The sequence below is a fragment of the Gemmata algarum genome (genome assembly GCF_034097035.1).
Lineage (GTDB): Bacteria > Planctomycetota > Planctomycetia > Gemmatales > Gemmataceae > Gemmata > Gemmata algarum.
In genome coordinates, this window is record NZ_JAXBLV010000201.1 from 26,725 (window position 1) to 53,210 (window position 26,486).

The window sequence follows — 26,486 nt, forward strand, 5'->3', positions numbered from 1 at the left end:
GGCTCCGCGGCCTCCTCTCGTACCCCCGCATTCCGATCGCGCCGGCAAACTGGACAAGTCGCGCAAGGGGTGCCGATCCCGTTATCGCATCCAGTTTGGGAAGACGGGAGCGATACGATGACGCACCTACTGCGCCGGGCGGCTGTGCCGGGCTTCGCGACGTTGGCGGTTCTTGCGGGTTTGCTGGTGTCCGTGCCGGTTGCGACGGCCGGTGAGGGCGCGCCGAGCGCCCCCCGGCTCGAGATGCACGATCTGGTGCGGATGTCGAAGGCCGACCTGGAGGCTCTGTACCTGGGCGCGCCGCCGGCGTCGGTGCCGAGCGGGTTCGTTCCGGGACGTGCGATCAAAAACCCCGGAGGGCGCCTCACCGCAACGAACGCCCGCGCGACGCGCCTCGTGTGGCAGGGTAAAATCTTCCGCGACGACGCCACGATGATTAACCGCGTGTTCGGCATCGGGCGGGCGATCCCGGCGGACGTCTACCAGGGCGAAAGTCTGATCGACGGCCAGCCGTCGCTGATTCTCGATTACTCGGGCTCGAAGCTGTGGCCGGACGTGCGGGACGAGCTGCGCGAGGTCGAGCCGGGCCTCTACTTGGGCGTGATGTACAAGGGGAAGCCGGCACGGCAGAAGATGTTCTTCACGCTCGACGCGCGGAAGTGAACGTTGTGCGGCGCCGAGATCAGGTGCAGTTGTTCGCTGATGCGCAGTCGCCCGATGCGCCCGTTCAGTTCGGCCTCGTCCGTCATTGAGCGCCCCCCTACACGTCCCGCTTGCTGAACCCGAGTAAGCCCACCGCGGCGGCGGCCGAGCTCAGCACGAACGCGCCGGTCAGGAGCTGCGTCAGCGTCGCGGGGTTGTACTGCCCCTGGAGCATGAACTTCAGCCGGGCCAGTTGGCGGTCCGGGGACGGCCACGGCTCCGGCATCAGCGTGAGCAGGAACCCCACGCCGTACAGCACCAGCCAGAACACCGTGATGCCCAGCATGGTGCTGTTGGCGAGCGCGCCGATGGCCACCCCCCACGACACGATGACCGCGAACAGCGCGCACACCACCAGCACGGCGGCGGCGGCCCCGCCCGGCGACAGGTCCGACTGGGCGTCGTCCTTGAAGAGGAAGTACGCCGCGACCACCACCCCGAGCGCGAGCGCCGCGAGCGTGAGCGTCACCACCACGAGCCGGGCGTGCCACTTCGCCAGGAAGTACTGGTAGCGGCTGATGCCGCGGCTCAGCACCGAGTCGGCCACGGTGCCGCGCTCGGAGCTGATGCTGGACACCGCCAGCACCACCACCAGCGCGAGGCTGCCGAGGATCATCAGCCGGAACAGGTCGCCGGTCTGCGCCGCGGCGCTCTGGAACATGCCGGCCTCTTTGTGCAGCCCGACGCGGTACAGCAGCAGCCCGGCGGCGGCGAGCACGGTCATCAGCACCCACAGCCGGTACACCCAACTGCGCGCGGTCTGTCTCAGGTCCGTCTGGAGCACGGCCCAGTACGGCAGGAACTTGTTGAACCGCACCGTGACCACCGGCGGCGACGCGTCCATCTTCTTTCGCCCTTTATCCTTTGCCATGCGTCACCGGTTCACCTTCGTCGCAGTCAGTGGGGTGCGAGGTTCACGTTTACGGCTTCCGGCCGGTGACGATTGGAACGGCCACTCCTACGCCGCTTCGACATCCTTGTAGAGCCGGGCGAACCCGCGGCTCTCTTCCTTCTCCACCAGATCGAGGTACGCCTGCTCGGTCTGCATCCCGACGCTGCGCACGGTGATCAGGGCGATCTTGTGGTCCGCGAGCGCTTGGAACACCTGGGCCAGCACCAGCGCGTTCGGCGTCTCGTCGCCGAGCTTGATCTCCAGCCGCCGGAACCGCAGGGCGGCGTGGGTGACGTCCTTCATGCCGCGCACCACCTGCACGCACTTGGTGATGGACTTCTGCTCGCCGTCGAGGTCGAGTTCGTAGTGGTTCTTGCGGATGCGGCCCTTGAGGTCTTGCAGGCTGCCGTGGAAGATCAGTTGCCCCTTGTTCAGCACGCAGGCGTGGTTGCACACCTCGTCCACGTCGCTGAGGTTGTGGCTGCTGATGATGAGCGTCTTCTCGGCCGCGAGCGACTTGATGAGCTCCAGCATCGACCGGCGGGCCTCGATGTCGAGCCCGTGGGTGGGTTCGTCCCAGATGAGCAGGTCCGGCTCGTTGATGAGGCTCGCGGCGACGGCGAGGCGCGCGGTCATGCCCGGGGTGAAGTGGGCGATGGACTCGCCCGAGTGCGGGAGCAGGTCGACGGCGCGGATCAGGGTCGCGAGCTTGGGCTTGCGCACGTCGGCGGGGAGCCCGAAGAGGCGCGCGATGTAGTCGAGGTACACGATGGGCGTCATGCCCTTCGGGAACTGCGGGTTCGTGGGGATGTAGCCGATCCGGCGCCGCAGGTCGGCGGCGTTGGGCGACATCGTCTGCTTGAACACCTTCGCCCACCCCGCGGTCGGGCGGTGCAGCCCGAGGATGAGCCGCAGGAACGTGGTCTTCCCGGCGCCGTTCGGCCCGAGCAGGCCGAGGACGCACCCCGGCTCGATGGTGAGCGAGACGTCGTTGAGCGCGATCTGCCGGTTCTGGTAGATCTTGGTCAGGTGCTGTGTTTCGACAACCAGTTCGGGACCGTCGTCAGCCACGGGCGCAACTCCCCCGGTGCGATTATTTCGCGTCTATCAAGCGCGTATAACCGCGGGGGTTTAACGAATCCAGGGCAGTTGTAAAACCGACAAACGCGAAACGGTAACCTGTACGGGCGCCGAGTGCCGAACGCACCGGACGCGCCGACGGTACCGTTTATAACGGGGGCTGATTTGGGGACAAAGAGCGAATGCCGAGCCCTGTTGTGACTTGGGTTCCGGCCCGCGCACCGGAAGGGATTTTTCCGCAGCGTGACGCGCAGAACGGATACCATTTCCGGTGGGCACCGCGCTTTAACCGGCCGCAGAGCGGGCCGCAGGAAGGTTCTCGCCGGTGCGGTTGTCGCGGCGCGTCCTGCGCGCCGTGGGCTGTTCAATTTGTCGAGGTCTCTTGTGCGCACTGCCGCCGAACGGGCCGGCCGGGTCCCGCGCCCCATAACGTTAGCGGCGCGCCTCGGCCGGGGCTTTCTTGGGGTCGGTCTCGGCTGGGTGTGGTGTTCAGCCGGTAGCCTCTTGTGGCTGGCGGTGCTGGCGGCCGGCTACGGCGGGTTGGACACGGGCCTGTCCCGGTTCAAGGACGAGCCGTGGGCTCCGGTTGCGATGGCCGCTTACTTCGGGTTCGTGAGCGGCGCCTGGGTCGGCAGTGCCGTCGGCCCGGTTGCCGTGGGGGCGTCCCGACGCCGCCGGCCGGTGCTCACCAGTTCGTTCCTCGCTGCGATGGTGGGCGGGGCGTCCGCCGCGACCGGCGGTGCCGCGCTCGGCGGGCTCCTGTGGCGGGGAGGGGCCGGGTTGGAGTTGGTGCTCAAAGCGACCTTGTGGTTCGGGGCGGTAGCGGGCGCCTTGGCAGGCGTGTGCGCCGGTGGGGCGGTCGGCCACCCCAGGGCCGGCGTGTACCCGGCCGCACTTGCGGGCTCGCATGAAGGCGCGGCGCCCCGCGCGGACGATCGGACCTCCTCATGACCCGACACACCCGCCGCTCGGTCCTGCGCCTGGCCGCCATCGGCGGCGCCGGCTCTCTCCTCCAGGCCGGACACGCCGGGCCGCCTCCGGCGCCCGCGCCTGAGGGGCCGGTGGACTTCGTCACGCCGGCGACCCAAACCGCGATCGACAGCGGGCTGGCCTTTCTGGCGCGGTCCCAGCGCGAGGACGGCGGGTTCGCCACCGAGCGCCCGCCCGGCCCGGCGGCCGTTGGGGTCACGGCCCTGGCGGGGCTGGCCCTGTTGGCCGGCGGCCACCACCCGGGCCGCGGGCGGTACGCCCGCACCGTTTCCCGCACGGCCGACTACCTGCTCGCGGCCTCTGACGGACCGGTCAGCGGGTTCCTCACGCCGCCCGGCGGCTCGCGGGCCGGCACCGAGGAGTGGAACCAGCGGGCCATGTACTCGCACGGCTTCGGGTGCCTGTTCCTGGGCGAGCTGTCCGGCACGCTGCCGGACCCGGAGCGGCAGCGGCGGGTCCGGGCGGCGCTCGAACGGGCGGTCGGGTACACCGTCCGGGCGCAGTGCGCGGACGGCGGGTGGCGGTACACCCCGCACCCGCCGTACTCGGACGTGTCGGCCACCGTGGCGCACCTCCTGGCGCTGCGGGCGGCGCGGAACGCCGGGGTGCTCGTTCGCAAGAACGTGGTGGATTCGGCCGCGTGCTTCCTTCTGGCGTGCCAGCGGCCGGACGGCGGGTTCTCGTACACCCGCGGCGCGGGCGAAACGTCCATGTTCGCCCGCAGCGCCGCCGCCCTGGTCGGGCTGTTCAGCACCGGGGCGTACAGCGGGCCGGAGGTCGAGCGGGGGCTGCGGTACGTGCAGCAGTTCCGGCCCGGCCGGTCGCTCACGCCCCGCGAGTTGCCGCCGGCGTACTACTACTACGCCCATTACTATGCCGCGCTGGCGATGTGGACCGCCGGCGGAACCTACTGGGCGACGTGGGCACCGGCAGCGCGTGACGAACTCCTTTCGCGCGCCCGCGACGGCGCGTGGGACGACCCCATCTTCGGGCCGGTGTACGCGACGGCGATGAGTCTCATCGTGCTTCAGTTGTCCGACCACTACTTGCCCATCTTGCAAGCGTAGGCCGCCCGGTCACTCGCCCCCGCGACCGCCCCTCACACGGCCGCCATCTCGAACCGTTCACGAAACTGGCGCGCCGCGCGGCGGGCCTCCGGGCAGTGTGAGTTGAGTTCCCTCTCACCGGAGGTACCCGCCGTGGCCCGCCCGCCGCTCGCCCAGGTGATTCGCCGCGTCCGGAAGCCGGCCCATGCGGCGCCCGACGTGTCCGCCACGGACCAGGCGCTGCTCGCCCGGTTCGTGGCGTCCCGCGACGAGGGCGCCTTCCGCGCCCTCGTCCAGCGGCACGGCGCAACGGTCCTGGTGGCGTGCCGGCAGGTGCTCCGCGACCCGGCCGACATCGACGACGCGTTCCAGGCCACCTTCCTCGTGCTGCTGAAGAAAGCGCCCCGGCTGGCCGCCGACCCGGCGCCGCTCGGGGGCTGGCTGTTCGCCGTCGCCCACCGGGTCGCGGTGCGCTGCCGGGCCGACCGGCGGCGCCGCACCGCGCGCGAGGCGGAAGCCGTCCGACGCACCGACCGGACGACGGACCCGTCGGACCTCTCCTGGCGCGAGGCCGCGGCGGCCCTGCACGAGGAGCTGAACGCCCTGCCCGAGAAGTACCGGCTGCCGCTCCTGCTGTGCGGGGTGCGCGGGCTGACCCGCGACGAGGCGGCGGCGGAACTCGGTACCACCGTCGGGGCGCTCCGGGGGCACCTCGAGCGCGGCCGGGCGCTGTTGGAGAAGCGGATCGCCCGGCGCGGCGTCCTGCTCTCGGCCGGCTGGCTGGCTCTGGTGATGGGAAGCGCGCGTGCGGCGGACGGTCCGCCGCGCGAACTGACGGACCTCGCGGTGCGGCTGGCGAAGGGGAGCCCGTCCCCGACCGTCGCCGCGCTCGCCACCGGAGCCTTCGCCGTGATCCCCGTTCTGAAGCTGTTTGCCGCGGCCCTGACCGCCGCGGTGTTCGCCCTCGGCCTGACGGCCGGCCTCGTGCCCCCGCAACCCGTCACCGCCCACGCGGACGACAAGCCGGCGCCGAAGACCGAAAAGAAGAGCGAGCCCAAGCCGAACACCAAGACCGAAGTGAAAGAGCGGATCATCACCGGCCGGGTGATCGGTCACGACGGCCGACCGGTGAAGGCGGAACTGGCCCTCGCCTGGCTGGAGGGCAACCCGCAGCCGGTCGGCGAGACCGGGGCCGACGGCGCGTTCAAGGTAACGGTGCCCATGACGCGAGGCGACTGGGGCGGGTGGCTGGTGGCCACCGCGCCCGGCCACGGGATCGATTTCGTGGCGCACGGGAGCGTGAGCAGCCCGCGGACCCTGACTCCGATCGCTGAGGTCACGTTCCGGCTACCGAAGGAGCGACCGGTGCGCGGGCGCCTGCTCGACCAACAGGGCCGGCCGGTCGTCGGCGCGACCGTCACGGCGAACGAGTTCGCGGTGTACAACTCCGACACCTCGCGGGAAAGTCATTTCCGGCGGTGGGTGACGGACGGCTCGCGTAACGATGTCCCGCCTTACGGCGACCGCGAGATGTGGTACGCCGACCGCCCCAAGAGCGCGGGCTCCCCGTACACCGCCGTCTCGGACAAGGACGGGCGGTTCGAGGTCGCCGGCGTCGGGGAGAAGCAGCTCTTCCACCTGCGCGTTCACGGGGCCGGTGTGGCGAACCGCGAAATCATCATCTTCAACCAGGACGGGTTCGATCCCGCTCCACTCAATAAGGCGGCGAAGGACAGCGAGATCAAGGGGCTCCCCCGGGGCGGCAAGTGGCAGCTTTACGGCGTCGATCCGACGGTGGTGCTGGAGCCAGAGAAAATTATTCGCGGCCGGGTGACCGGACCCGAGGGCAAACCACGAGTCGGGGTGACGGTCGCGTTCACCCGCCCGAACAAGCGCGACGTGACGCGCGACCGGACGGAAGCCGTCACCGACACGGACGGCAAGTACGAGATCCGCGGCGCCCGCAAGCACCCCGGGTACATGGTCGAAGTGCCCGCCGACACCGCCGCCGGGCTGATCGCCTGCCAGGGCTTCGCGGACGACACCGCCGGCTACGAGCCGATCACCATTAACCTGAAATGCGCGAAGGGGGTCATCGTCTCCGGTACGGTGCGAAACAAGGCCACCCGCGAGCCGGTCCAGGCCCAGTTGTACGCGGAGGTCATGAGCAACAACCCGTTCGTCGAGAAGTACCCGCCGTTCACGCACTCGGCGTCCGGCGCGCCCAGCAACTTCCGGTCGGATAAGGACGGGCGGTACCGCGTGGTGGTCATCCCCGGTCGGGTGCTGCTGATGGCGGCGGCCCCCCGTGACGAGTTCCGACCGCCGGTACCCGACCCCAAGTACCCGGACGCCTTCAGCTACTGGCAAGCCCGGTCCCTGACGTTCTACGGCCACGGCGGTGGGATGAGTTTCGTACAGGGCAACTGGTGCAAGGTCCTGGAGACGAAGGAGAACGACACCGCGCTGGCCGTGGACATCGACTTCGAGCCGGCGCCCAAGACCCTTGTAAAGGTTGTGGACACGGACGGCAAACCGGTCACCGGGGCGTACGCCACCGGCATCACGCACGTCGAGTTCGCCCGCCCGAAAGCAACCGCCGGCGACACACTTACCGTCTACAACCTGGACCTCCCAATGCCGGAGCCGAAGCAGGACATCGTCGCACTGGCGATGGGCGTGCCGAAGGAGAAGCCGGGCCGACTGCTGGCGGTCTACCACGACCAAAAGAAGCTGGTCGGCACGCTCACACTCACGACCGCGGACAAGAACCCGGCGGTCATGCTGACCGAGCCCGGAAGCATCACCGGCCGGGTAGTGGGTAAGGACGGCAAACCCCTGGTCGGGCTCACCGTCCACGTCTGGCACGCGCGGCGGGAGGTGGCGGAAGCGTTCCGGGGGCTGAACGGGTCGGACACCACCGTTACCGACGGCAACGGCGAGTACCGCATCGACGGTCTGTTCCCGGGCCAGGAATTCCAACTGAACTTCTTCCGCGGCCAACGGCGCTACGACCCAGGCCACCTGCCCCCGAAGGAGCGGGTCCAGTTCCCGGGTCAGAAGTGGAAAATGAGAGAGCTGGAGTTGGAACCGACCAAGGACCAGGAATGACGCCGGCTCCGGCAACGGTCACCGAAGGCGATGCGTTAGCGATTCCTTGCGTCCGTTTCCCGCCCGGCGGGGATGACTCCTCCGGAGGTTCCGCAACGGTTGAAGGAGCAGACATGGCGACGCGCGGCGGGCGGGCGGCCCCGGCAGTTCTGATGGCGGCGCGGCGCGCCACCGAGACGGATCGGGAACTGCTGGACCGCTTCACCGCGGGCGACGACGCGGCGTTCGCGGCGCTCGTCGCCCGGCACACCGGGATGGTCCTGGGCGTGGGCCGGCGGGTGCTGCCGACGGTGCAGGACGCGGAGGACGCCTGCCAGGCCACGTTCCTGATCCTGGCCCAAAAAGCCCGGGCGGTCAAATGGCAGCCGTCGGTCGCCAACTGGCTGTACGGCACCGCCCGCCGGATCGCGGCGCGGGCCAACCGCGCGGCGCACCGGCGGGTCCGGCGGGAGGCGCGCCCGGCTCCGCCGGACGTGCCCTCGGCGCTCGACCAGATGACCGGCCGGGAGGCGTTCGCCGCGCTCGACGCCGAACTGGACCGGCTCCCGCCGATCTACCGCGAGCCGCTCGTGCTGTGCCACCTCGAAGGGCTGACCCGCGACGAGGCGGCGGCCCGGCTGGGTGTGCCGCCGGCCACGCTCAAGAGCCGCCTGGACCGCGGGCGCAAGCGGCTCGCGGATGCCCTCGGCAAGAAGGGCATCGGGCTGGGCGCCGGGCTGCTGGCCGTTGCCGCCACCTTCCCGGCGGGGGCGTCCCCGCCGCGACTGACCGAGTCCGTGTTGGCCGCGGTCCGCGGTGCGCCGCCGGACGCCGTGGCCGCTCTCGTGAGGGAGGGTGCCGTGACCAGTTGGAAACTCAAGGGGCTGCTGGCCGTAGCGGTCGCTGCGGCGGGGTTCGGCCTCGTGCTCGCGGCGGGCACGAACCCCGACCCACAAAAGCAGGCCGACAAGACCGGGAAACCGGCGACAACGGCGGACGCGCCGGTGGCCAAGGCCGACGAACGAACGGTCCGGGGCACGGTTCTCGGCACCGACGGGAAGCCGGTCGCCGGAGCCAAGCTCTTCCGCCCGGCACTGAAGGGGCCGCGCCTCACGTCGCCGTCCGACGTCGTCCTGAAGGAGGTCGCGCGGACGGACGCCGCGGGCAAGTTCCGCGCAACCCTGACCGACAAGGCCCCGAGCGAATACCTGATCGCCCACGCGCCGGGGGCGGGTATCGATTGGGCCGAAAACCCGGCCGAGGAAGTAACGCTCCGGCTGGTGCCGGACGTGCCGATCCGCGGCCGCGTCATCACCACGGAGGGCAAACCGGCCCCGGGCGTCAGCGTCACGGCGGTGGCCGTGTACGTCCCGCGGGACGAGAAGCTCGACGACTACCTGACGGGCTGGAAGGCGAGCCTGCGCGAGGCGATGTCGTCCCCGAGGAAGCGGGTGTACTCCCCGCTGACGGCGATCACCGGGGCCGCCACGACCGACGCCGACGGACGGTTCGCGCTGAGCGGGCTCGGCGGCGAGCGCATCGTCCACCTGGTCGTCGAGGGCGGCGGGACGGCGCGGCAGAACCCGATGGTCATCACCCGCACGGGGTTCGACCCCAAGCCCTACAACGACGTGCTGCTCCGGAAGGAGCACCAGGACCTTCGGGAGCTGAACTACTTCCGCGGGCTGAACGGGCCGGCCCCGACGCTCGTGGCCGAGCGCGGCAAGACGATCGAAGGCACCGTCCTCGACGCCGCCACCGGCAAGCCCGTGGCCGGGGCCGCGGTCAGCATTCCGACGGGCTTCGGGGACGCGCTGGCGGCCGTGACCGGGGCGGACGGCAAGTACAAGCTGGTCGGCGTGGCCAAGCGCCCGAAGGGGTACGGGGTCCACGTCCAAATACCGGACGGGGGCGGGTACCTGAGTTCGTCCGGGGGCGCCGCGGACACCGACGGGTTCGCACCCGTCGCCCTCGACATCAAGCTGGCGCGGGGCGTGGTGGTTACCGGGCGGGTGATCGACAAGCAGACGGGCAAGGGCGTGCGTGCCGGTGTGCGGCTCGCCCCACTGCCGGGGAACGCGTTCTTCGGCAAGGGGCCGGGCTCCGACGCCTACCGCTCTGACAAAACGATGCGCGCGACCGACAAGGACGGCAAGTTCCGCCTGACCACGATTCCGGGCCAGTCGCTGCTGATGGTGCAGGCCTTCGGCGACGAGACGTTTAACGGCGCGCACCTGAACCCCTACCGAGCGGCCGAGCCCGACCCGGCGCACAAGGAGTTGTTCCGATACGACCCCGACGACGACACCTGGATGGTGACGGCCGCGGACGGTTCGCTCGAGTTCCTCCGCACTGAACAGGCGGTGCGGGTGGTCGACCTGAAGGAGACCGGCGAGACGGACGTCGAGGTGACGGTCGATCGCGGGCGGACGGGGCGCATTGAGGTGCAGGACGCCGACGGCAAGCCGCTGACCGGGGTGTTCGTCGCGGGAGTGACGGCGTCGTGGCCGATCATCTACTGCAAGCTGCCCGAATCCACCGCCACGATCTACGCCCTCAACCCGGACAAGCCGCGGACGATCGCCGTGTACCACCCGGCGGAGAACCTCGGGGCGGTGGCGACGATCCGCGGCGACGAGAAGGAGCCGGTCGTGGTGAAACTGGCGCCGGCGGGCACCGTGACCGGGCGGTTCACCGAGGCGGACGGGGGACCGCTGGTCGGGGCCGAGATCACCGCGAATGCCCAGAAGCGCGTCATCGCCGAACTGTACCGCTTCACCGTGAAGGAGCGACCGCGAACGGTGACCGACGCGAAGGGGCAGTTCACCCTGCCCGCGGTCGTGCCCGGGATGGCGTTCCACCTCCAGATCCGCAAGGGCGAGCACTACTTCGGCGGCAAGCCGAAGCTCGGCCCGATCACCCTAAAGCCCGGCGAGACGAAGGCGTTAGGCGACCGCACGCTGGAGGTGTTGCGATAGCCCTCACGCGAACCGCCCTTCCGAGAGGACGCGGCGAAGTGCGGCGGCACCGGCGACGCGGCAGGAAACCGGAGCGCGCTGCGGCCGATCGCGGCCCGGCGCACATGACACGGGTGAGGTTCGTTCGAGGGGCGTGTCATGGCGAAGCAAGCGGCGGCGCTGCTGAAGGCGGCGCGGTCGGCGGAACCCGACGAGTCGGCCAGCGACAAGGAGTTGCTGCGGCGGTTCGCGGAGGCCGGCGACCAGTCGGCGTTCGCGGCGCTGGCGGAACGGCACGCGGGCATGGTGTTCGGCGTGTGCAAGCGGGTGCTCCACGCGCCGGCGGACGCCGAGGACGCGTGCCAGGCGGTGTTCCTGATCCTGTCAAAGAGGGCCGGGGCAACCCGCTGGCAGGCGTCGGTGGCCAACTGGCTGTACGCCACCGCCCGCAAGGTCGCCCGGAACGCCCGCGTCGCGGCCACACGCCGGATCCGGCGCGAGGAGGCCGCGGCGGTGACCGAAGCGGTGCCACCCGCGGACACCCTGACCGGGCCAGAACTGCTGGCGGCGCTGGACGAGGAGCTGGAGCGGTTGCCGCCGCGGTACCGCGAGCCGCTGATCCTGTGCTACCTGGAAGGGCTGACGCGGGACGAGGCCGCGACCCGCCTGGGCGTGCCGGTCGCGACGCTGAAGAGTCAACTCGAACGCGGCCGGAAGAAGCTGGCCGACGCGCTCACCGCCCGCGGGTGCGCGCTCGGCGTGGCCCTCCTGCTGACCACGACCTCCTCGGCGGGGGCGTCCCCGCCGCGACTGACCAAGTCCGTGCTGGCCGCGGCGAACGGTTCGCCGTCTCCCGCCGCGGCCACGCTCGCGAAGGAGGGGATCGTGAACGGCTGGAAGCTCAAGGGACTACTGGCTGTAGTGACGCTCGTGGCTGGGCTCGGGCTGGTGACGGTGCCGACCGCCGCCGAACAGCCCACGGCTACGGCGAAGGTCGAAACGCCGGCCGCGAAAGCGGACCCGAAGGACGAGCCGAAGAGGCCGATGGTGATGGAGCGGACGATCACCGGCAAGGTGGTCGATCCCGACGGCAAGCCCCATCAGGCGGAACTGTTGTTGTTCGAGAACCGCAGTTGGGTGGACGGGCGCCGATGGAGCACCAGCAAGACCGAGTCACTCGGCAAGACGGCCACTGATGGCACGTTCAGCGTGACGGTCACGCTCCGCGAACGCGGTTTGTTCCTGATCGCGCGTGCCGACGGTTTCGGGGTCGCCTTTCTGGCGCCGACCGCAGACACCCCGACCGACGTGACGTTCAAACTGGTCAAAGACGTACCCGTGAAGGGCCGCGTCGTGGACGGGGCGGGCAAGCCCGTCGCCGGCGCAACGGTCCGCCTGGAGTTGGTCCAGACGTTCGCGGGCGAGTCGATGCAAGCGTTCCTCGATTCGCTGCCGAAGCGGACGGACTTCCGCGAGCACCCGGTCGAGTCGGTGGGCTTCTTCTGGCACCCGGCGGACGGGCCGTTCCGCACGAAGACCGACGCCGACGGGCGGTTCGAGCTGACCGGCATCGGCGGCGAACGGCTGGCGAGCCTGGAGATCAAGGCGACCGGCCGGGAAGACGGGGCGGTGTGCGTGGCTACGCGGGCCGGCCTTGACGTGAAGCCCCTCAACGAGGCGACGCTCCGCCTCCAGCCGAAGACCGGTGAACGGCTGACGTGGGACTTCAACCCGATCCTCTCCGCCCCGAACTTCACCCTGCCGCTGGAAGCCGAGAAGCCGGTTCGTGGCCGGGTGACCGACGCGAAGACCGGCAAGCCGCGGGCCGGGGTGGAGGTCACGATGAGTTCCGACAACGGCGTCACCCGGGTGGGGCACCGCGCAACGACCGACGCCGACGGCCGGTACGAACTGCACGGGGCGAAGAAGCTGCCGACCTACGGCGTGAGCATGCGGGAAGATGTCGAGAGAGGGTACCTGCCCGCACAGACGGAAGTGAAGGACACCGTCGGCCACGAGCCCGTGATCGCCGACATCGCCTGCCAGAGGGGAGTGGTGGTGACGGGCACGGTGCGGAATAAGGCGACCGGCCGGCCCGTGCCCGGCGCCCGGCTGAGCGCCCACGTGCTCGCCGGAAACACGTTCGCCAAGCGGTACCCGTCACTGGGCCGGTATGCGAGCCTCGAGGACTCCGACGGCAGGGCCGACGGCACCTACCGCATCCTTGTCATCCCCGGCCCGGTGCTGCTGACGTGCGGCAACGGCGAGTACGGCGTCCGCGCGCTGTACGGCCCGCCCAAGGCCGACCCCGCCTACCCGCACCTGTTCACCAAACCGAACCGCGGCGAGGGCCTCGGGTACTTCGCGGTGTCCGGCGGACAGGGCGGCGTGAACGGCAACTGGTGCAAGGTCATCGACGCGAAGGAAACGGACACGGAAGTGAGGCAGGACGTCGAACTGGAGCCGGTGTCGAAGAAGCTGGTGAAAGTGGTGGACGCAGACGGCAAGCCGGCGAAGAACGCCCGCGCCACCGGCTTCACCCGTTCGCCGTGGCACTACGCGGAGTCGATCGGCGACACCGACACCATCCCCGTCTTCGACCTGGAGCCGAAGGAGAAGCGGTTGGTGGTGGCGCGGCTGCCGGAGCGGAAGCAGGTCGGCGCGGCGGAGATCGGCGAGGACGAACCGGCCCCGGTGCTCAAGCTCGGGGCCGGCGGGACGGCGCAGGGTCGCGTCGTCGGCGCGGACGGCAAACCCGCGGCAGGAGTGACCGTAACGTTGCACTTCGACCGCCGCGAGGTGGCCGAAATCTACGGCTCGCTCAACAAAAACCGGACCGCCGACACCGGCGCCGACGGCACCTTCGCGTTCGACGAACTGTTACCCGGGTACGACTTCCGCTTCACGCTCAGCGTCGGGCAACGGCAGTTCGGCCCCGAGGTCCACCAGGCCCCGGCGTTTCGCATCGAGAAACACGGCGACACGCTCAAGGTCGGCGACCTGAAACTGCAACCGACCAAAACCAAAGGAGAATAACCAATGGCGGAGAGCCTTTGGGTCCCATACGCGCCCGACGCCAAACAGCCCTGGAACCTGGCGCGGGTGGTTCACCTGCACCGCCGCGCGGCGTTCGCCGGCACCTGGGACGAACTCCAGCGCGACCTGAAGGACGGCCCGGGGCCGGCCGTGACGCGGCTGCTGGCCGGGACCGCCAACCGGCACCCCGCGCCGGAGTTCGACGCCACCGGCGAACTCCTGTTCAGCGCGGCCGTGACGCAGGGCGACATCGGCCGGTTGAAAGCCGGGTGGTTTTACCGCTTCCTGCTCGGGCCGGACCCGCTCCGCGAGAAGCTCACCCTGCTGTGGCACGACCACTTCGCCACCGCCAACAGCAAGGTAGACAGCCCCGCCCTGATGCGGCGACAGAACGACGCCCTGCGGAAGCACGCCGCGGGCCGGTTCGCCGACCTGCTGAACGCCGCCGCCCGGGAGCCGGCCCTGCTGCTGTACCTGGACGCACCGGCCAACCGCAAGGGGCACCCGAACGAGAACCTCGGCCGCGAGCTGCTGGAGCTGTTCACGCTCGGCGTCGGCAACTACTCCGAGGCGGATGTCAAGGAGGCCGCCCGCGCGCTCACCGGTTGGGGCGTGGAGGACGGCGCGTTCGTCGAGGTGCGCGAGCGGCACGACGACGGCCGGAAGACGATCTTGGGTGCCGAAGGGACGTTCGACGGCGCGGCGCTGATCGAACTGTTGCTGAAACAGCCGTGCGTCGCCGACCGACTGGTGACGAAGCTCGTTCGCCAGTTTTTCGGCGAGGGGGGCGTCCCGGCGGACGCCGCGAAGCAACTCGCCGCGGGGCTCCGCGAGCGCGAGCTGGACATCGGCTGGGCGGTCGCGACGGTCCTGCGCTCGCGCCTGTTCTTCGCCGACGAGAACCTCCGCTCCCGCGCGCTGACGCCCGTCGAGTACGTGACCGGCGCGGCCCGCGCGCTGGAGCTGTTCGACCCCGCGCCGAGCACACTGGCGATGGCCGACTGGTCGGCGCGGATGGGTCAGGACGTGTTCGACCCGCCGAACGTGGGCGGCTGGCCCGTCGGCCGGAAGTGGATCCACAGCCGCAGCCTGATCGCCCGCGCGAACTACGCCGCCGCCCTGGTCAGCGGCCCGAACAGCGGCCGGAGCGTCGCCTACGATCCGGTGGCGCGAGCGAAGCAGCACGGCTTCGGGCCGGCCGCCGCCGATGTCCTCACCTTCCACCACCGCTTGCTGTTCGGCACCGAGCCGCCCGCCGACGCGCGGAAGCGGCTCGAATCACTCACGCCCGCGCGGGCGGTCACCGCGCTCCTGTCGTCCCCCGAGGCCCAACTGGGCTGACGCTGGCCCCGCGGTTGAGGCGGTGTGCGACTTCAACCGCCGGTACTCACCCCCAGTTGCCAACGGCACCGCACCCGCGTGCCGCGCGAATCGGGCTCGGAACCTCAGCACACTCCCTTGCCGCGTTCGGGTTCGCTCTGCGGACTCGTATTCTCAAACCCGAGGTCGTCCATGATCACCCGCCGCTCGCTCCTGAAGTCCGCTCTGCTCCCCCTCGCGCCGACGGTGCCGTTGTTTATTGCCCGGTCGGTGCGGGCCGCCGCACCGGAGAAGGACGCCCGCGTCCTTGTCGTCGTCGAGATGGACGGCGGTAACGATGCCCTCAACACCGTCGTTCCCCACGCCGACGAGGCCTACATCAGACTCCGTCCGAAGCTGAACGTGAACCCGGCCAACGTCGTCAAACTGACCGACGGCGTCGGCCTGCACCCGGCCCTCCGCCCGCTGGACAAGTTGCTCCAGGCGGGGCACCTGGCGGTGGTGCCGGGTGTCGGGTACCCGAACCCGAGCCGGTCGCACTTCGACAGCATGGCGACCTGGCACACCGCCGGTCTCGACGCCGAGGCGCGCAAGGGTTACGGCTGGCTCGGCCGGGCGCTGGACCCGTCGGGCGGTCACCTGTTCGCCGTCGGCGGTGAGGTGCCGCCGGCGCTCCGCGGCCGGCGCAGTTCGGCCGTGGCGTTCAAGCGGCTCGAAGAGGTCCTACTCGCCGACCCGGGCGCGGCTAAAGCCGGCGCGGGGCAAACGGGCGGCAACGACCTGTTCGAGTTCGTCCGGCGGCAGTCGGTCGAAGCCCACGGCGCGGCCGAGAAGTTGGCGTCACTGGCCGGTAGCCGCGGTGGGGCAACGTACCCGCAAACGGAACTCGCCGAGCGGCTGAAGCTCGTTGCCCAACTCCTGAAGGCCGACATCGGCGCGCGGGTGTTCTACGCCCAGCAGTCCGGTTACGACACGCACGCACAACAGCAGTTCACTCACTCCGGACTGCTCGGCGAGTTCGCCGGCGCCGTGGCCGCGTTCTTCGCCGACCTGGCCGAGGCGAAGCTGGCGGACCGGGTGACGCTGCTGTCGTTTAGCGAGTTCGGCCGAACGATCCGCGAGAACGGCTCCGCCGGCACCGACCACGGCACCGTCGGCGCGTGCTTCGTCGCGGGACCGTCGGTCCGGGGCGGCCTGGTGGGTGCGATGCCCAGCCTGACCGAGCTGGACGCTGGGGAGCCAAAAGCGACGACCGACTTTCGTGGCGTCTACCGGGCGGTGCTAACGGATTTTATGGGCGTACCCGCTGACGGGGCGCTGAAAGCCGGCGCCGAAGTGAAGCTGTTCCGGTGATCTCACGAACCAAGCAAACCTCAACTAAGCGAACCACCGTGATACACACCCCCTCGTGAAGGTGGTCAGAAAAACAAGACCACACGAGGGCGTCGTTCGCCCCCGGAGCACTTGTGCCCGGGCTCATTTCGGTGTGCCTGTTCCTAACGGGCCAGATTGGAGGCGGCCCGCTTCTGACGAGATTTGCCGAGCTTGCAGCGGAAGGGCAGGGATTCGAACCCTGGAACGCCTTTCGGCGTTGCCGGTTTTCAAGACCGGTGCAATCGACCACTCTGCCACCCTTCCCAGTCCTCACACGTCCAGCACTTCGGTCACCGTCCTCGTTTTGCCACTTCTGCGATTGACTACCCTTACGCCCGTTACGAGTCGTTGACGGCGGTTGCGACCGACTGTAATCGGCGCCCCGAGCCCGTGGAACGAATAAGGGACGCATGAAACAGTCTAGCAGTTCGCGCCCCCTGCGAAAAGCAGCCCCCAACCGACGCTCCTGCCTTTGTTGCGCGTTACAGGCGGTCTGCGCATCACGCCCGAATCGTGTCCCGCCGGGCAACCTGCCCACGAACCGAGGGCGGGAGGCGTGAGCGGTCAGCGAACCGCAGGGCATGGGCGCTTGAAACCGGTGCTCGGTGGCCGCACAATGTCTGCCCGACACCGGTTTGACGCATTCAACAGCCCAACGCCTATGGCCACTAAAGCCGAACTGGAAGCCGGGTACGAACGGTACCGGGCGGCGTGCGCCGCGACGACCCAGGCCGAGGCCCGCAACGACCTGCGCGGCGCCATCCGGACGGCCGAGACAAGCCTGCCGCTCGTCCACCCCGCGATGGCCTACCGCCGCCGCTACCTCACGGCCGAACCGATCGCACCGACGCTCGACGTGCTACTGCGGAACGCGCCACCGTTGTTCCTTCGTGCCTCGCTCGACGCGGTCGAAGCGTGGTACCTGAGCGGTACCAGAACGGAGCGGGCCGCGCTCCCGGACGTGCCGGGGCGGCTGACGGCAGCCCGCGGGCGACTCGCCCAGGCGGTCGCGCTGTGGGGGCGGCTGTCCGCGGTCCCCGGGGTTCAGATCGATCTCGACCCCGCGTGCCTCACGTCCCCCGAGATCGTCCGCGTCTGGCTCGCCGAAGGAGCCGTAACCGTGGCCCCGGCTCCCGGCGCGCTCCGCTACACCCGCACGAGCGACCCGCACCGGCCGGCGCACGGAAAGTGTTCCGGGTGCGGTCACGTAGTCGCAGTGCCGCTCGTCCGGCTGCTCGACCCGTTCCCGTGTGTCGCGTGCCGGCACACCTGCCCGTTCGTTCTGACCCACCAGCTTGTGTGAGACGCCGCATGTTCGCTGTCGCCCTGATCGTTCTCGCGCTGGCCGGCGGGAGCACGGCCACTTACTTCCTGATGGACGCGCCGCGCCGGGAGGCGCTGAAGCGGCTCGCGGCGGTGCTGCGGGACCGTGAGGATCTGGAGGCCGACCGGGAAGAGCTGGAGATTGCGCTCCGCGCCCACGAGCAGCGGTCGCGGCAACTGGCCGCGGCGGTCGCCGCGAACGACCGCCGGGCCGCCGATCTCGGCACACGGGAAGCGGCCCTCGAGCGCCGCGTAATCAGCTACAACGACCTGACCGCCGAGAACCAGTTGCTCCGAACCGAGTTGAAGAACGCGGCGGTTCACGCGGCGTACCTGGAACAGGTCCAGCACGCGAGCCGGTCCGGCGCGTCGTCCGCAGCCGACCAGCGGGACCGGCTCGGGCGGCTGTATTTCGAGGAGATCGCGTCGGCCGCGCGGCGGCAGGTCGGCCCGACCACGTTCGCGACCGCGGTCCAGCGGGTGCAGGCCGCGGCCCGACAGGTCCGGGCGGACGGTGTCGGACTGACACTGGAGGAGGAGGACGCGGCACAAACCGCGCTCCACAAGCAGTTCGAGCGGGTGACCCGCGCGCAGGTCGAGCGGGAGGTGCAAGCCCGGCTCCGAGATCAGGCCCGCGAGGAGCAGGCCCGACAGCGGGAGGCCGAGGAACTCGCGCGCCAAGCCGAGCAGGCGGAGCGCGAGCGGGCGGCGGTAGCGGCCGCGCTCGAGCGGGCGCTGACGGACGTGGCCGGGCGGCACGCGACTGAGGTAGAGCAGCTCCGGGCGCAACTGGCCGAAGCCGAGGCCAAGTCGCAGCGCGCGAAGTCGCTGGCCCAACAGACCCGGAACGGCCACGTGTACGTGATCTCCAACATCGGCTCGTTCGGGCCGGACGTGTTCAAGATCGGAATGACCCGGCGCAAAGAGCCGCAGCACCGGGTGGACGAACTGGGTGACGCGTCCGTGCCGTTCCCGTTCGACGTTCACATGATGATTCGGTGCGACGACGCTCCCGCTCTTGAGGCGGCACTGCACCAAACGTTTCGAGACCACCGGGTGAACCGGGTGAACTTACGGAAGGAGTTCTTCCGGGTGCCGATCGAGGACATCGCGACCGCCGTCCGCGCGCACCACGGCGAGGTCGAGTACATGGCCGACCCAGAGGCCCTCGAGTACCTGAACAGCCGGTCAGCGACCGAGGCCGAGTTGCAGGTGATTGAACAGGCCCACGCCCGTGCCGAAGCCGCACTACCGGTCGCGGCCGATGACTAAACCGAGACCATCAGCCGCAGGTGACACGCCACAAGCCCGCGGGGATTCTGAACGACTGCGATCGGACGGCTCTCGCACGCGCAACACCCACGCGAGGCGCTCTTCGTGAGTGGGTACGAGGATTGCTACCCTGAACGGATTCGGAAGCCCATCGGCTCCAGCCCCGTGACGCTCCGAGCCGATGGCACACCGCGAAGAACCCGGATCGCATGTCCGATGCGGGACGCGGTGGCGGGGCGTCACAAGGCCGTTTCGTTATGAGCACCAAGAACCGCCCACGCGCGACGACCGGCGGCGAGCCCGGCGGGTTCGTGCGCGTCCGCGGGGCGCGGACGCACAACCTGAAAAGCGTCGATGTCGACGTTCCTCGCGGCGCGCTCGTCGTGTTCACCGGCGTGTCCGGGTCGGGCAAATCGTCACTCGCGTTCGGCACCTTGTTCGCGGAAGCGCAGCGGCGCTACCTGGAGTCCGTCTCCCCGTACGCGCGGCGGCTGTTCCACCAAGTCGGGGTGCCCGAGGTCGATGAGATCGAGGGCCTGCCGCCGGCCGTCGCGCTCCAGCAGCAGCGCGGGGCGCCGACCACCCGGTCCTCGGTGGGGAGCGTGACGACGCTCTCGAACCTGCTCCGTATGCTCTACTCCCGCGCGGGCGACTACCCGCCCGGCCAACCGCTCCTGTACGCCGAGTCGTTCTCCCCGAACACGCCCGAGGGCGCGTGCCCGACGTGCCACGGGCTGGGCCGCGTGTACGACGCGACCGAGGCGTCCATGCTGCGCGACGCCGCGCTCTCGATCCGCGGCGGGGCGGTCGCCGCGTGGCCCCAGGCGTGGCAGGGGCAGAACCTCCGCGACATCGTCACCGCCCGCGGCATCAACATCGACACCCCCTGGCGGGACCTGCCGAAGAAGGAGCGCGACTGGATCCTGTTCGCCGACGAGCAGCCGCAGGTGCCCGTCTACCCGCACGCCAGTCTTGAGGAGGTCAAGCGGGCGCAGAAGAAGAAGGAGCGGCACGACTACCTGGGCACGTTCACCAGCGTCCGCCGGTACGTGCTGGAGACGTTCGCCAAGTCCGAGAGCCCGCTCATGAAGCGGCGGGCGGCGCAGTTCCTGGTGAGCACCGACTGCCGGACGTGCCGCGGCAAGCGGCTCCGGCCCGAAGCGCTCGCCGTCACCTTCGGCGGCTCCGACATCACCGACCTGTCGCGCCAGCCGCTCAAGCGCCTGCTCGCGCTCTTCCAACCCCACGCCGACGGGAGCGCGGCGGGCCGCGCGACGTTCGCGGCGGAGCACCCGGAGAAGGTCGAGGTCGTTCGGCGGATCGCCCGGGACCTGACCGGCCGGCTCGAGGTGCTGCTCGACCTGGGGCTCGGGTACCTCACGCTCGACCGGAGCACCCCCACGCTCTCGCCCGGCGAGCTCCAGCGGCTGCGGCTCGCGACCCAGGTGCGCTCGAACCTGTTCGGCGTGGTGTACGTGCTGGACGAGCCCTCGGCCGGGCTCCACCCCGCCGACACCGAGGCGCTCTTGCGCGCGCTCGACCGGCTCAAAGCGGCCGGCAACTCGCTCTTCGTCGTCGAGCACGAACTCGAAGTGGTGCGGCACGCCGACTGGATCGTTGACGTGGGGCCGGGGGCCGGGGAGGGCGGCGGGCGGGTGCTCTACAGCGGGCCGCCCGCCGGGTTGAGAGCGGTTGAAGAGTCCCGGACGCGGGCGCACCTCTTCGCCGCGGGCGTCCACCGCCCCGCGCCCCCGCGGGCGCCCGGCGCGTGGCTCCGGCTGACCGGGGTGACCCGGAACAACTTGAGCGGCATCGACGCCGCGTTCCCGCTCGCCACGCTCACCGCGGTGACCGGCGTGTCCGGGTCGGGCAAGTCGAGCCTCGTCAGCCAGGCGCTCGTCGAACTCGTCGCGGCCCACCTCGGGCGCGAGCCGCTGGCGGAGGAGGACGAGGGGAACGAACTGGAGCGCGCCCCGGTCGAACCCGTCGGCGGGCGCATCGCGAGCGGCGCGGACCGCGTCAAGCGCCTGGTGGTCGTCGATCAGAAAGCGATCGGCCGCACGCCGCGCTCGAACCTCGCCACCTACACCGGTCTGTTCGACCACGTGCGGAAGCTGTTCGCGGCCACCCCGGCGGCCAAGGGCCGCAAGTACGGCGCGGGGCGGTTCTCCTTTAACGTGGCCGGCGGCCGGTGCGAGACGTGCTCGGGCGAAGGCCTCGTGATGGTCGAGTTGCTGTTCCTGCCGAGCGTGTACACGCCGTGCCCGGCGTGCCGCGGCGCGCGGTACAACGCCCAGACCCTCGAGATCGAGTACCGCGGGAAGAGCATCGCCGACGTGCTGGGCATGACCGTGGACGCCGCGTGGGCGTTTTTCGCCGACGAGCCGCAGGTGCGCCGGCCCCTCGCGGCGTTACGGGATGTCGGGCTCGGGTATTTGCGGCTCGGTCAGCCCGCGACGGAGCTGTCCGGCGGCGAAGCGCAGCGGATCAAACTCGCCACCGAGCTCCAGCGCGCCGACCGCGGCGACACGCTGTACGTGCTCGACGAGCCCACGACCGGCCTCCACCCCGCGGATGTCGAAATGCTCCTCGCGCAACTGGACGGACTCGTCGCTGCCGGCAACACCGTCGTCGTCGTGGAGCACGACATGCAGGTGATCGCCCGCGCCGACTGGGTCATCGACATCGGCCCCGGTGCGGGCGACGAAGGCGGTACGGTGGTCGCCACGGGCACACCGGTGGATGTGGCGCGGAGCAAGGCGAGTCGCACGGCCCCGTACCTCTTGCGTGCGTTATCCTGATCGACTGCGTCCTTACATGGCCCGGTTGATGCCGCTTGCTTTGGAATGAAAACGGGAGGCAGATCGACACCGGACGGTTCCGGCGAGGGCGCGTATCGGTTTCTGGTTCGCGAAATCAGCGGTGCGCTTCGGCGCCTCGCGCCAGCAGAGCCGCATAGGCGGCCTGCTTGAACAGCCCCCCGAGGGTCGGGTAGTTGAAGCACGTGTTGAGGATCAGATCCATGCCGCCGCCGGCCCGCATCACCATCATCCCGGTGTGAACCAGCTCGGTCGCGAGCTCGCCGATCATGTGGACTCCGACCAGGGCGAGGTCCGGCTCCCGGAACAGGAGCTTCAGGAACCCGCCCTCGTCCCCGACGATCTTGCCCCGCGGGTTCTTCGCGTAGTCGGCCCGCCCGACCACGTAGGGCACGCCCTTCAGCTTCAGCTCGGCCTCGGTCGCACCGGCCGACGCCACTTCCGGAATCGTGTAGATGCCGGTGGGCAGCAGCGGCGTCATGCCGGCCAGTCCCGTGGCCCCCAGGGCGTGCGCCGCGGCGGCCCGGCCCTGCTCGGCGCTGGTGGATGCCAGGGCCGGGAAGCCGATCACGTCGCCGACCGCGTAGACGTGCGGGACGTTGGTCTGGAAGTGCTCGTTCACCTTGAGCCGGCCCTTGCTCCCGGGCTCCACCCCGGCGGCCGCGAGGTTCAGTTCGTCGGCCCGGCTGACCCGGCCGGCGCAGACCAGAACGTGATCGGCAGCCAACGTTCGGCCGGACGACAGGGTGAGCGTCACGTCCCCGCCGGGCGGCGCGGCGCACCCGGTCACCCGCTCGTCCCAAACGAACTCCACCCCGAGCCCCGTCATGGCGTTCGCCAGGGCCGCCGACACGTCCGGGTCGAGGAATTCGAGGAGCTTGGAGCGGCCGTCGATGAGGGTGGTTTTGACCCCCAGGGCAGCGAACATGCAGGCGTACTCGGCCCCGATCACCCCGGCCCCGATCACCGCCAACGACTCGGGGATCTCAGCCAGGTCGACCAGTTCGTCCGAGTCGTGAACGCGCGGGTCGTCGAACGGGAACAGGGGCGGGCGCACCGGGACCGATCCCGTAGCCAGGACGACGGCGCCGCCCCGCAGGAACGTTTCGCCGCCGTCCGGCCGGGCGACCCGGACCGTGTGCGGGTCGGCAAACGTGGCCGCGCCGCGGACGAGCGGCACCCCGAACCGCTCCAGCAGCCCGCGGAATTGGGCCTGCTCGGCCGCCTTAACCGTCCGCTCGTGGGACAGGAGTTCCGAGACCGTGGCCCGGCGGCGGAGCGACAGATCGACGCCGTACAGCTTACGGGCCCGGTACCCGGACAGCGCTAGGGCGGTTTCACGCAGCGTTTTGCTCGGCAACGTCCCGGTGACGGTTGTCGCCCCGCCGACGGTCGCGTCCCTCTCGACAACGGCGGCGCGTTTGCCGAACAGCGCGGCCGCAGACAGTGCGGCGTGGAGGCCGGCCGGCCCGGCGCCGACAACCACCAAATCGAACATCTCGGGTTCGGACATCAGCACGCTTCGGTGTGGGGTGGCGTGGCGCCGGCACGGGCGACAACTGGAACGGGCTCGCGTAACGAACCCGTCCGGGGCGTCGAGGTGAGCAAAACCGGGGCCAGCGGCCCATGTGCTGCTTCGCGAATGTGACGTGGTGTCTCGTACACGTGCCCGGTGGTCGTGTCGTATTTCTCGACGAGCCGAGACCGCCGGGGGCGGAGCGCAAACGCGCTGTGGAGATGCGAAGGCAGTTTTGACAGGATTGACAGGATGAACCGGATTTAAAATCAATCAGTCTTTATCCTGTTCATCCTGTCGATCCTGTCAAAAACTCCCTTCCGAAGCATGCGCCCCGCACGGGCCGCAAAAGCCACCCGTTCTCGTACACGTGACCGATGGTCGCGGCTCGTCAGAAAGCGACACCCACGGCGGGCTCACGTATCAGGGAAACGGGACGGCTCCGCCGTGGGCGAACCGCAAGCCGACCCGCCGAAAACACGGTACCACGCAAAGGACGCGATCAGTCTCAGAAATCCGGTCCCAAGCGATCGAGATCGTACAGTGGGGTGCCCGTCTTGGCCCAATTTGAAGGGTGACGGTCGCTCGCGATTTGAAGAGCAGGTGTGTGCGGCGGGGAGAGGCGTTCGCGTGCCGCCGCGTCCCGGTCGAAGGAGCGCGCCGCGCGAAGCACGCCGGTTGCCGTTCAGGCGAGATTTGTTTCGGACGGCCGGGCGTGAACGGGCCGCCCCCGGCGCGGCGAGATCAGACCAGGATGAGCTTCATTTGAACAGTACCGACCTGCACCACATCACCGGGTTTGACCGGCCGCGGCTGCCCGGCGCGAACGCGCACCCCGTTGAGCCAGGTGCCGTTCAAGCTGTTCAGGTCCTCGATCTGCACGTTCCCGTCGTCGAGCACCAGCACCGCGTGCTGCCGCGAACACCAGATCTGCTCCACGGACTCCTGACTCACGAGGTCGATGTCCACCGGCTTGTCGGCGAACCGGCCGACCACGTTTCGGCCCTCGTAGATTGGGTACTCGGCGCCGATCCGCATCCCGCGGAGCACCACCAGTTTCGGCTTCACCGCCGGCACCGCCGGCGCGGTCGGCTGGTGGTCGGCCGGGTCGGTCGCGGGGATCGTTTGGTGGACCGGGTGTTGTTCGAGGTCGTTCATCGGAAAGTCCGGAGCGTTTGCCACCCGGTTTGGCTCGCGGGCGGCTGGAGACGGTAGCCGGGTCGCCGAACGGTGCCACGGGGCCGAGCGTGGCAGACAAGGTTCACGGCCGGAACACGCGCGAGTACTGTTCGTCCACCGGACGGCGACCGACGACCGCCAGCCCCCGAGTTTGCGAGTGCGGGCCGGGCCGGCGCCCGTATTGGGGCATCACCCACTGTGGGGCTCAGCCCGCCGACGAGTTCGCTCACCGCACCTTAGTGCGCGGAACTTGCAATCGACCCCACAGAGTGGCAATTTCGCGTCCGTAAATCGGACACTGACGCAAAACCCGACACTCGGGCCGACCGAATGAGGAGCTGATAGGAGGGGATTGCTGGAAGCACAGCCCCGAGAAGGGGCGGGTTACTGGTCCCGTTTCGACTTATGTCTTTGTGGCCCGGACGTTCCGCCCTGTGGTCCCTCTCGCGCCACACAGGCCGGAACGTCCGGGCCACAAGAAACAGGTACAACCAGTCGCGTTATGGATGAGAGCGGTCCACACATCCGGCCGATGAGCACGAGCCCTGGTTTCTCACGGCCCCGGCCGGTCAGGCCGCCCGGGCATCGAACAGCGCCACACCGGACTCGATCGTGCTGCCAACGAACCCGCGCACCTCTTCCGTGCCCCAGGGCAGTTCGGCGTCGGCCGGCTCGGGGCGCTCGGGCAGATCCGTTTCGAGCAGAACGGCGGCCATGCGTTCCACCTCATCGCGGAGCGCGGAGAGCTCCGCCGGGATCGCCGGGAGGGTCGTTTCCGGCACCCACGTCGCGTAAGGCACCGCTCCCGAGTCGTCGCCCTCGTGCGCCTGCGCCTCGTACACGGCCAGCGTGTCCTCGCGCTTCGCGAACTCGGCCTCGAGCTGCTCGCGCTCGGTGTGCCACCGCATTTCGAACGCGACCAGCTTCGACTGCCACGCCTCCAATCGCAACCGGAGCTGCCAGAGGGCGTACCCCTCGTCGCGGCGGTGGGCGTCGGCGCGGTTCAGGCGCTGCTCGCGGGCGTCGAGCTCGGCCTCGCGGTGGCGCAACGTGCGGGCGAGTTGCTCCATCTCGAGCACGGTGGCGCGTTCGGCCGCCTGCCAGCCGGCGCGAGCGGCCGCGAGCTGAGCGAACTGCTCCGCCAGCACCCGGCGCTGGTCGTTGATGCCGGCCTTGTCGCGCGCCACCGACGCGAACAGCGCGGTCACGGAGGCCCGCTCCACGTTCAACCGGTCCTCCCTCTTGGCCAGTTCGTTGGCCCACTTGGCGAGGTCGCGGTCGGTGGCGCGGTCCAGCGCGACCTTCAGGTCCAGCGGCGGCTCGGGGGGCGGGGCCAGCACGTCCGCCCGCAACTGCTCGCGCTGGCGCTCCAGCTCCTCGACCACCAGGCGTGCGTTTCGGGCGCGGGCGTCGAGCGCGCTGGCCTCCTCGCGCAACTCGACCAGTTCCCGCTGGAGCCGGGTGCGAGCGTCGGCGTCGTCCTTCTCACGAACCGCCAGAGCGGCCGCCCGGACGTCGAGCAGGGCCGCCTGCTCGGCGTGGAACCGGTTCACCTCGTCCCACTCGTCGGCCAGCCGCTTTTGGCGCGCGTGGAACTCGGCCCACGAGTCGCGCAGCCGGTCGCGGTCGGTCGCCATCGTGGTGTTGAAATCCGACTGCACCTGGTTGAACCGCAGGACGCGCGATTCGAGCGCCTTGCGGTCGGCCTCCAGTTTGGCCCGAGCACGTTCGACGGTGCGGTGCGCGGCTCGGGCCTCCGCGAGGAGCCGCCGCGCCTCCGACCGGTCAGAGCCCGCTTGACCGAGGTCGTCGTCGATTTCTGGCATATCCGCGCCCCACGCCGACAGTAAAACCTGTATACCCGGAATTATCGGCACAGCGGGAACTGTT

Annotated in this window: 16 protein-coding genes and 1 tRNA gene; 11 read left to right on the top strand and 6 right to left on the bottom strand. The window is 70.0% G+C overall.

Features of this window, described 5'->3' with window-relative positions; all coding sequences use genetic code 11:
- Positions 1-117: 117 nt before the first annotated feature.
- Positions 118-663: a hypothetical protein gene (locus R5W23_RS22455; protein ID WP_320688225.1), complete on the top strand. Its 546-nt coding sequence runs from the start codon at positions 118-120 to the stop codon at positions 661-663.
- A 97-nt stretch (positions 664-760) separates the two neighbouring features.
- Here the strand turns inward: R5W23_RS22455 and R5W23_RS22460 are convergent, their stop codons facing one another.
- Positions 761-1,573: an ABC transporter permease gene (locus tag R5W23_RS22460; RefSeq protein ID WP_261183964.1), complete on the bottom strand. Its 813-nt coding sequence runs from the start codon at positions 1,571-1,573 to the stop codon at positions 761-763.
- An 87-nt stretch (positions 1,574-1,660) separates the two neighbouring features.
- Positions 1,661-2,665 carry an ABC transporter ATP-binding protein gene (locus tag R5W23_RS22465; RefSeq protein ID WP_320688226.1) on the bottom strand — a complete coding sequence of 335 codons (1,005 nt, stop codon included), beginning with the start codon at positions 2,663-2,665 and terminating at the stop codon, positions 1,661-1,663.
- A 393-nt stretch (positions 2,666-3,058) separates the two neighbouring features.
- On the opposite strand from R5W23_RS22465, the gene R5W23_RS22470 reads away from it, so the two are divergent.
- The 7 genes from R5W23_RS22470 to R5W23_RS22500 all read left to right on the top strand — a co-directional run bounded on the left by R5W23_RS22470 (position 3,059) and on the right by R5W23_RS22500 (position 16,466).
- Positions 3,059-3,625, top strand: a complete 567-nt coding sequence (locus R5W23_RS22470; protein ID WP_320688227.1) for a hypothetical protein — start codon at positions 3,059-3,061, stop codon at positions 3,623-3,625.
- Positions 3,622-4,731: a prenyltransferase/squalene oxidase repeat-containing protein gene (locus R5W23_RS22475; protein ID WP_320688228.1), complete on the top strand. Its 1,110-nt coding sequence runs from the start codon at positions 3,622-3,624 to the stop codon at positions 4,729-4,731. The genes R5W23_RS22470 and R5W23_RS22475 overlap by 4 nt, the downstream gene beginning before the upstream one ends.
- A gap of 132 nt (positions 4,732-4,863) precedes the next feature.
- Positions 4,864-7,821, top strand: a complete 2,958-nt coding sequence (locus tag R5W23_RS22480; protein ID WP_320688229.1) for a sigma-70 family RNA polymerase sigma factor — start codon at positions 4,864-4,866, stop codon at positions 7,819-7,821.
- A 113-nt stretch (positions 7,822-7,934) separates the two neighbouring features.
- The gene (locus tag R5W23_RS22485; protein WP_320688230.1) at positions 7,935-10,778 is read left to right on the top strand and encodes a sigma-70 family RNA polymerase sigma factor; all 2,844 of its coding nucleotides are present in this window, start codon (positions 7,935-7,937) and stop codon (positions 10,776-10,778) included.
- Positions 10,779-10,916: 138 nt separating this feature from the next.
- Positions 10,917-13,793: a sigma-70 family RNA polymerase sigma factor gene (locus tag R5W23_RS22490; RefSeq protein WP_320688231.1), complete on the top strand. Its 2,877-nt coding sequence runs from the start codon at positions 10,917-10,919 to the stop codon at positions 13,791-13,793.
- 3 nt (positions 13,794-13,796) lie between these two features.
- On the top strand, positions 13,797-15,134 hold the full coding sequence (locus R5W23_RS22495; protein WP_320688232.1) for a DUF1800 domain-containing protein: 1,338 nt from the start codon (positions 13,797-13,799) through the stop codon (positions 15,132-15,134).
- Positions 15,135-15,305: 171 nt separating this feature from the next.
- The gene (locus tag R5W23_RS22500) at positions 15,306-16,466 is read left to right on the top strand and encodes a DUF1501 domain-containing protein (protein ID WP_320688233.1); all 1,161 of its coding nucleotides are present in this window, start codon (positions 15,306-15,308) and stop codon (positions 16,464-16,466) included.
- 198 nt (positions 16,467-16,664) lie between these two features.
- On the opposite strand, the gene R5W23_RS22505 is transcribed toward R5W23_RS22500, so the two are convergent.
- Positions 16,665-16,751, bottom strand: a tRNA-Ser gene (locus tag R5W23_RS22505).
- A 397-nt stretch (positions 16,752-17,148) separates the two neighbouring features.
- Between R5W23_RS22505 and R5W23_RS22510 the strand changes: the two genes are divergently transcribed.
- The 3 genes from R5W23_RS22510 to R5W23_RS22520 all read left to right on the top strand — a co-directional run bounded on the left by R5W23_RS22510 (position 17,149) and on the right by R5W23_RS22520 (position 21,883).
- Positions 17,149-17,790, top strand: a complete 642-nt coding sequence (locus R5W23_RS22510; protein WP_320688234.1) for a hypothetical protein — start codon at positions 17,149-17,151, stop codon at positions 17,788-17,790.
- A gap of 8 nt (positions 17,791-17,798) precedes the next feature.
- Positions 17,799-19,082: a GIY-YIG nuclease family protein gene (locus R5W23_RS22515; protein WP_320688235.1), complete on the top strand. Its 1,284-nt coding sequence runs from the start codon at positions 17,799-17,801 to the stop codon at positions 19,080-19,082.
- 257 nt (positions 19,083-19,339) lie between these two features.
- The gene (locus R5W23_RS22520; RefSeq protein WP_320688236.1) at positions 19,340-21,883 is read left to right on the top strand and encodes an excinuclease ABC subunit UvrA; all 2,544 of its coding nucleotides are present in this window, start codon (positions 19,340-19,342) and stop codon (positions 21,881-21,883) included.
- 115 nt (positions 21,884-21,998) lie between these two features.
- Here the strand turns inward: R5W23_RS22520 and sthA are convergent, their stop codons facing one another.
- The 3 genes from sthA to R5W23_RS22535 all read right to left on the bottom strand — a co-directional run bounded on the left by sthA (position 21,999) and on the right by R5W23_RS22535 (position 26,422).
- Positions 21,999-23,414 (bottom strand): Si-specific NAD(P)(+) transhydrogenase, encoded by a 1,416-nt coding sequence (sthA, locus tag R5W23_RS22525; RefSeq protein ID WP_320688237.1) that lies wholly within the window; start codon positions 23,412-23,414, stop codon positions 21,999-22,001.
- A gap of 747 nt (positions 23,415-24,161) precedes the next feature.
- Positions 24,162-24,575, bottom strand: coding sequence for an FHA domain-containing protein (locus R5W23_RS22530; RefSeq protein ID WP_320688238.1), 414 nt, complete (start codon positions 24,573-24,575; stop codon positions 24,162-24,164).
- A 590-nt stretch (positions 24,576-25,165) separates the two neighbouring features.
- Positions 25,166-26,422, bottom strand: a complete 1,257-nt coding sequence (locus tag R5W23_RS22535; RefSeq protein WP_320688239.1) for a coiled-coil domain-containing protein — start codon at positions 26,420-26,422, stop codon at positions 25,166-25,168.
- Between the last annotated feature and the right edge of the window lie 64 nt (positions 26,423-26,486).

What these genes read in the sequence shown, in the direction of transcription:
- R5W23_RS22455 (WP_320688225.1), top strand. Translation starts at nt 118, where the DNA reads ATGACGCACCTACTGCGCCGGGCGGCTGTGCCGGGCTTCGCGACGTTG.
- R5W23_RS22460 (WP_261183964.1), bottom strand. Translation starts at nt 1,573, where the DNA reads ATGGCAAAGGATAAAGGGCGAAAGAAGATGGACGCGTCGCCGCCGGTG.
- R5W23_RS22475 (WP_320688228.1), top strand. Translation starts at nt 3,622, where the DNA reads ATGACCCGACACACCCGCCGCTCGGTCCTGCGCCTGGCCGCCATCGGC.
- R5W23_RS22485 (WP_320688230.1), top strand. Translation starts at nt 7,935, where the DNA reads ATGGCGACGCGCGGCGGGCGGGCGGCCCCGGCAGTTCTGATGGCGGCG.
- R5W23_RS22490 (WP_320688231.1), top strand. Translation starts at nt 10,917, where the DNA reads ATGGCGAAGCAAGCGGCGGCGCTGCTGAAGGCGGCGCGGTCGGCGGAA.
- R5W23_RS22495 (WP_320688232.1), top strand. Translation starts at nt 13,797, where the DNA reads ATGGCGGAGAGCCTTTGGGTCCCATACGCGCCCGACGCCAAACAGCCC.
- R5W23_RS22500 (WP_320688233.1), top strand. Translation starts at nt 15,306, where the DNA reads ATGATCACCCGCCGCTCGCTCCTGAAGTCCGCTCTGCTCCCCCTCGCG.
- R5W23_RS22510 (WP_320688234.1), top strand. Translation starts at nt 17,149, where the DNA reads ATGGCCACTAAAGCCGAACTGGAAGCCGGGTACGAACGGTACCGGGCG.
- R5W23_RS22515 (WP_320688235.1), top strand. Translation starts at nt 17,799, where the DNA reads ATGTTCGCTGTCGCCCTGATCGTTCTCGCGCTGGCCGGCGGGAGCACG.
- R5W23_RS22520 (WP_320688236.1), top strand. Translation starts at nt 19,340, where the DNA reads ATGAGCACCAAGAACCGCCCACGCGCGACGACCGGCGGCGAGCCCGGC.
- sthA (WP_320688237.1), bottom strand. Translation starts at nt 23,414, where the DNA reads ATGTCCGAACCCGAGATGTTCGATTTGGTGGTTGTCGGCGCCGGGCCG.
- R5W23_RS22530 (WP_320688238.1), bottom strand. Translation starts at nt 24,575, where the DNA reads ATGAACGACCTCGAACAACACCCGGTCCACCAAACGATCCCCGCGACC.
- R5W23_RS22535 (WP_320688239.1), bottom strand. Translation starts at nt 26,422, where the DNA reads ATGCCAGAAATCGACGACGACCTCGGTCAAGCGGGCTCTGACCGGTCG.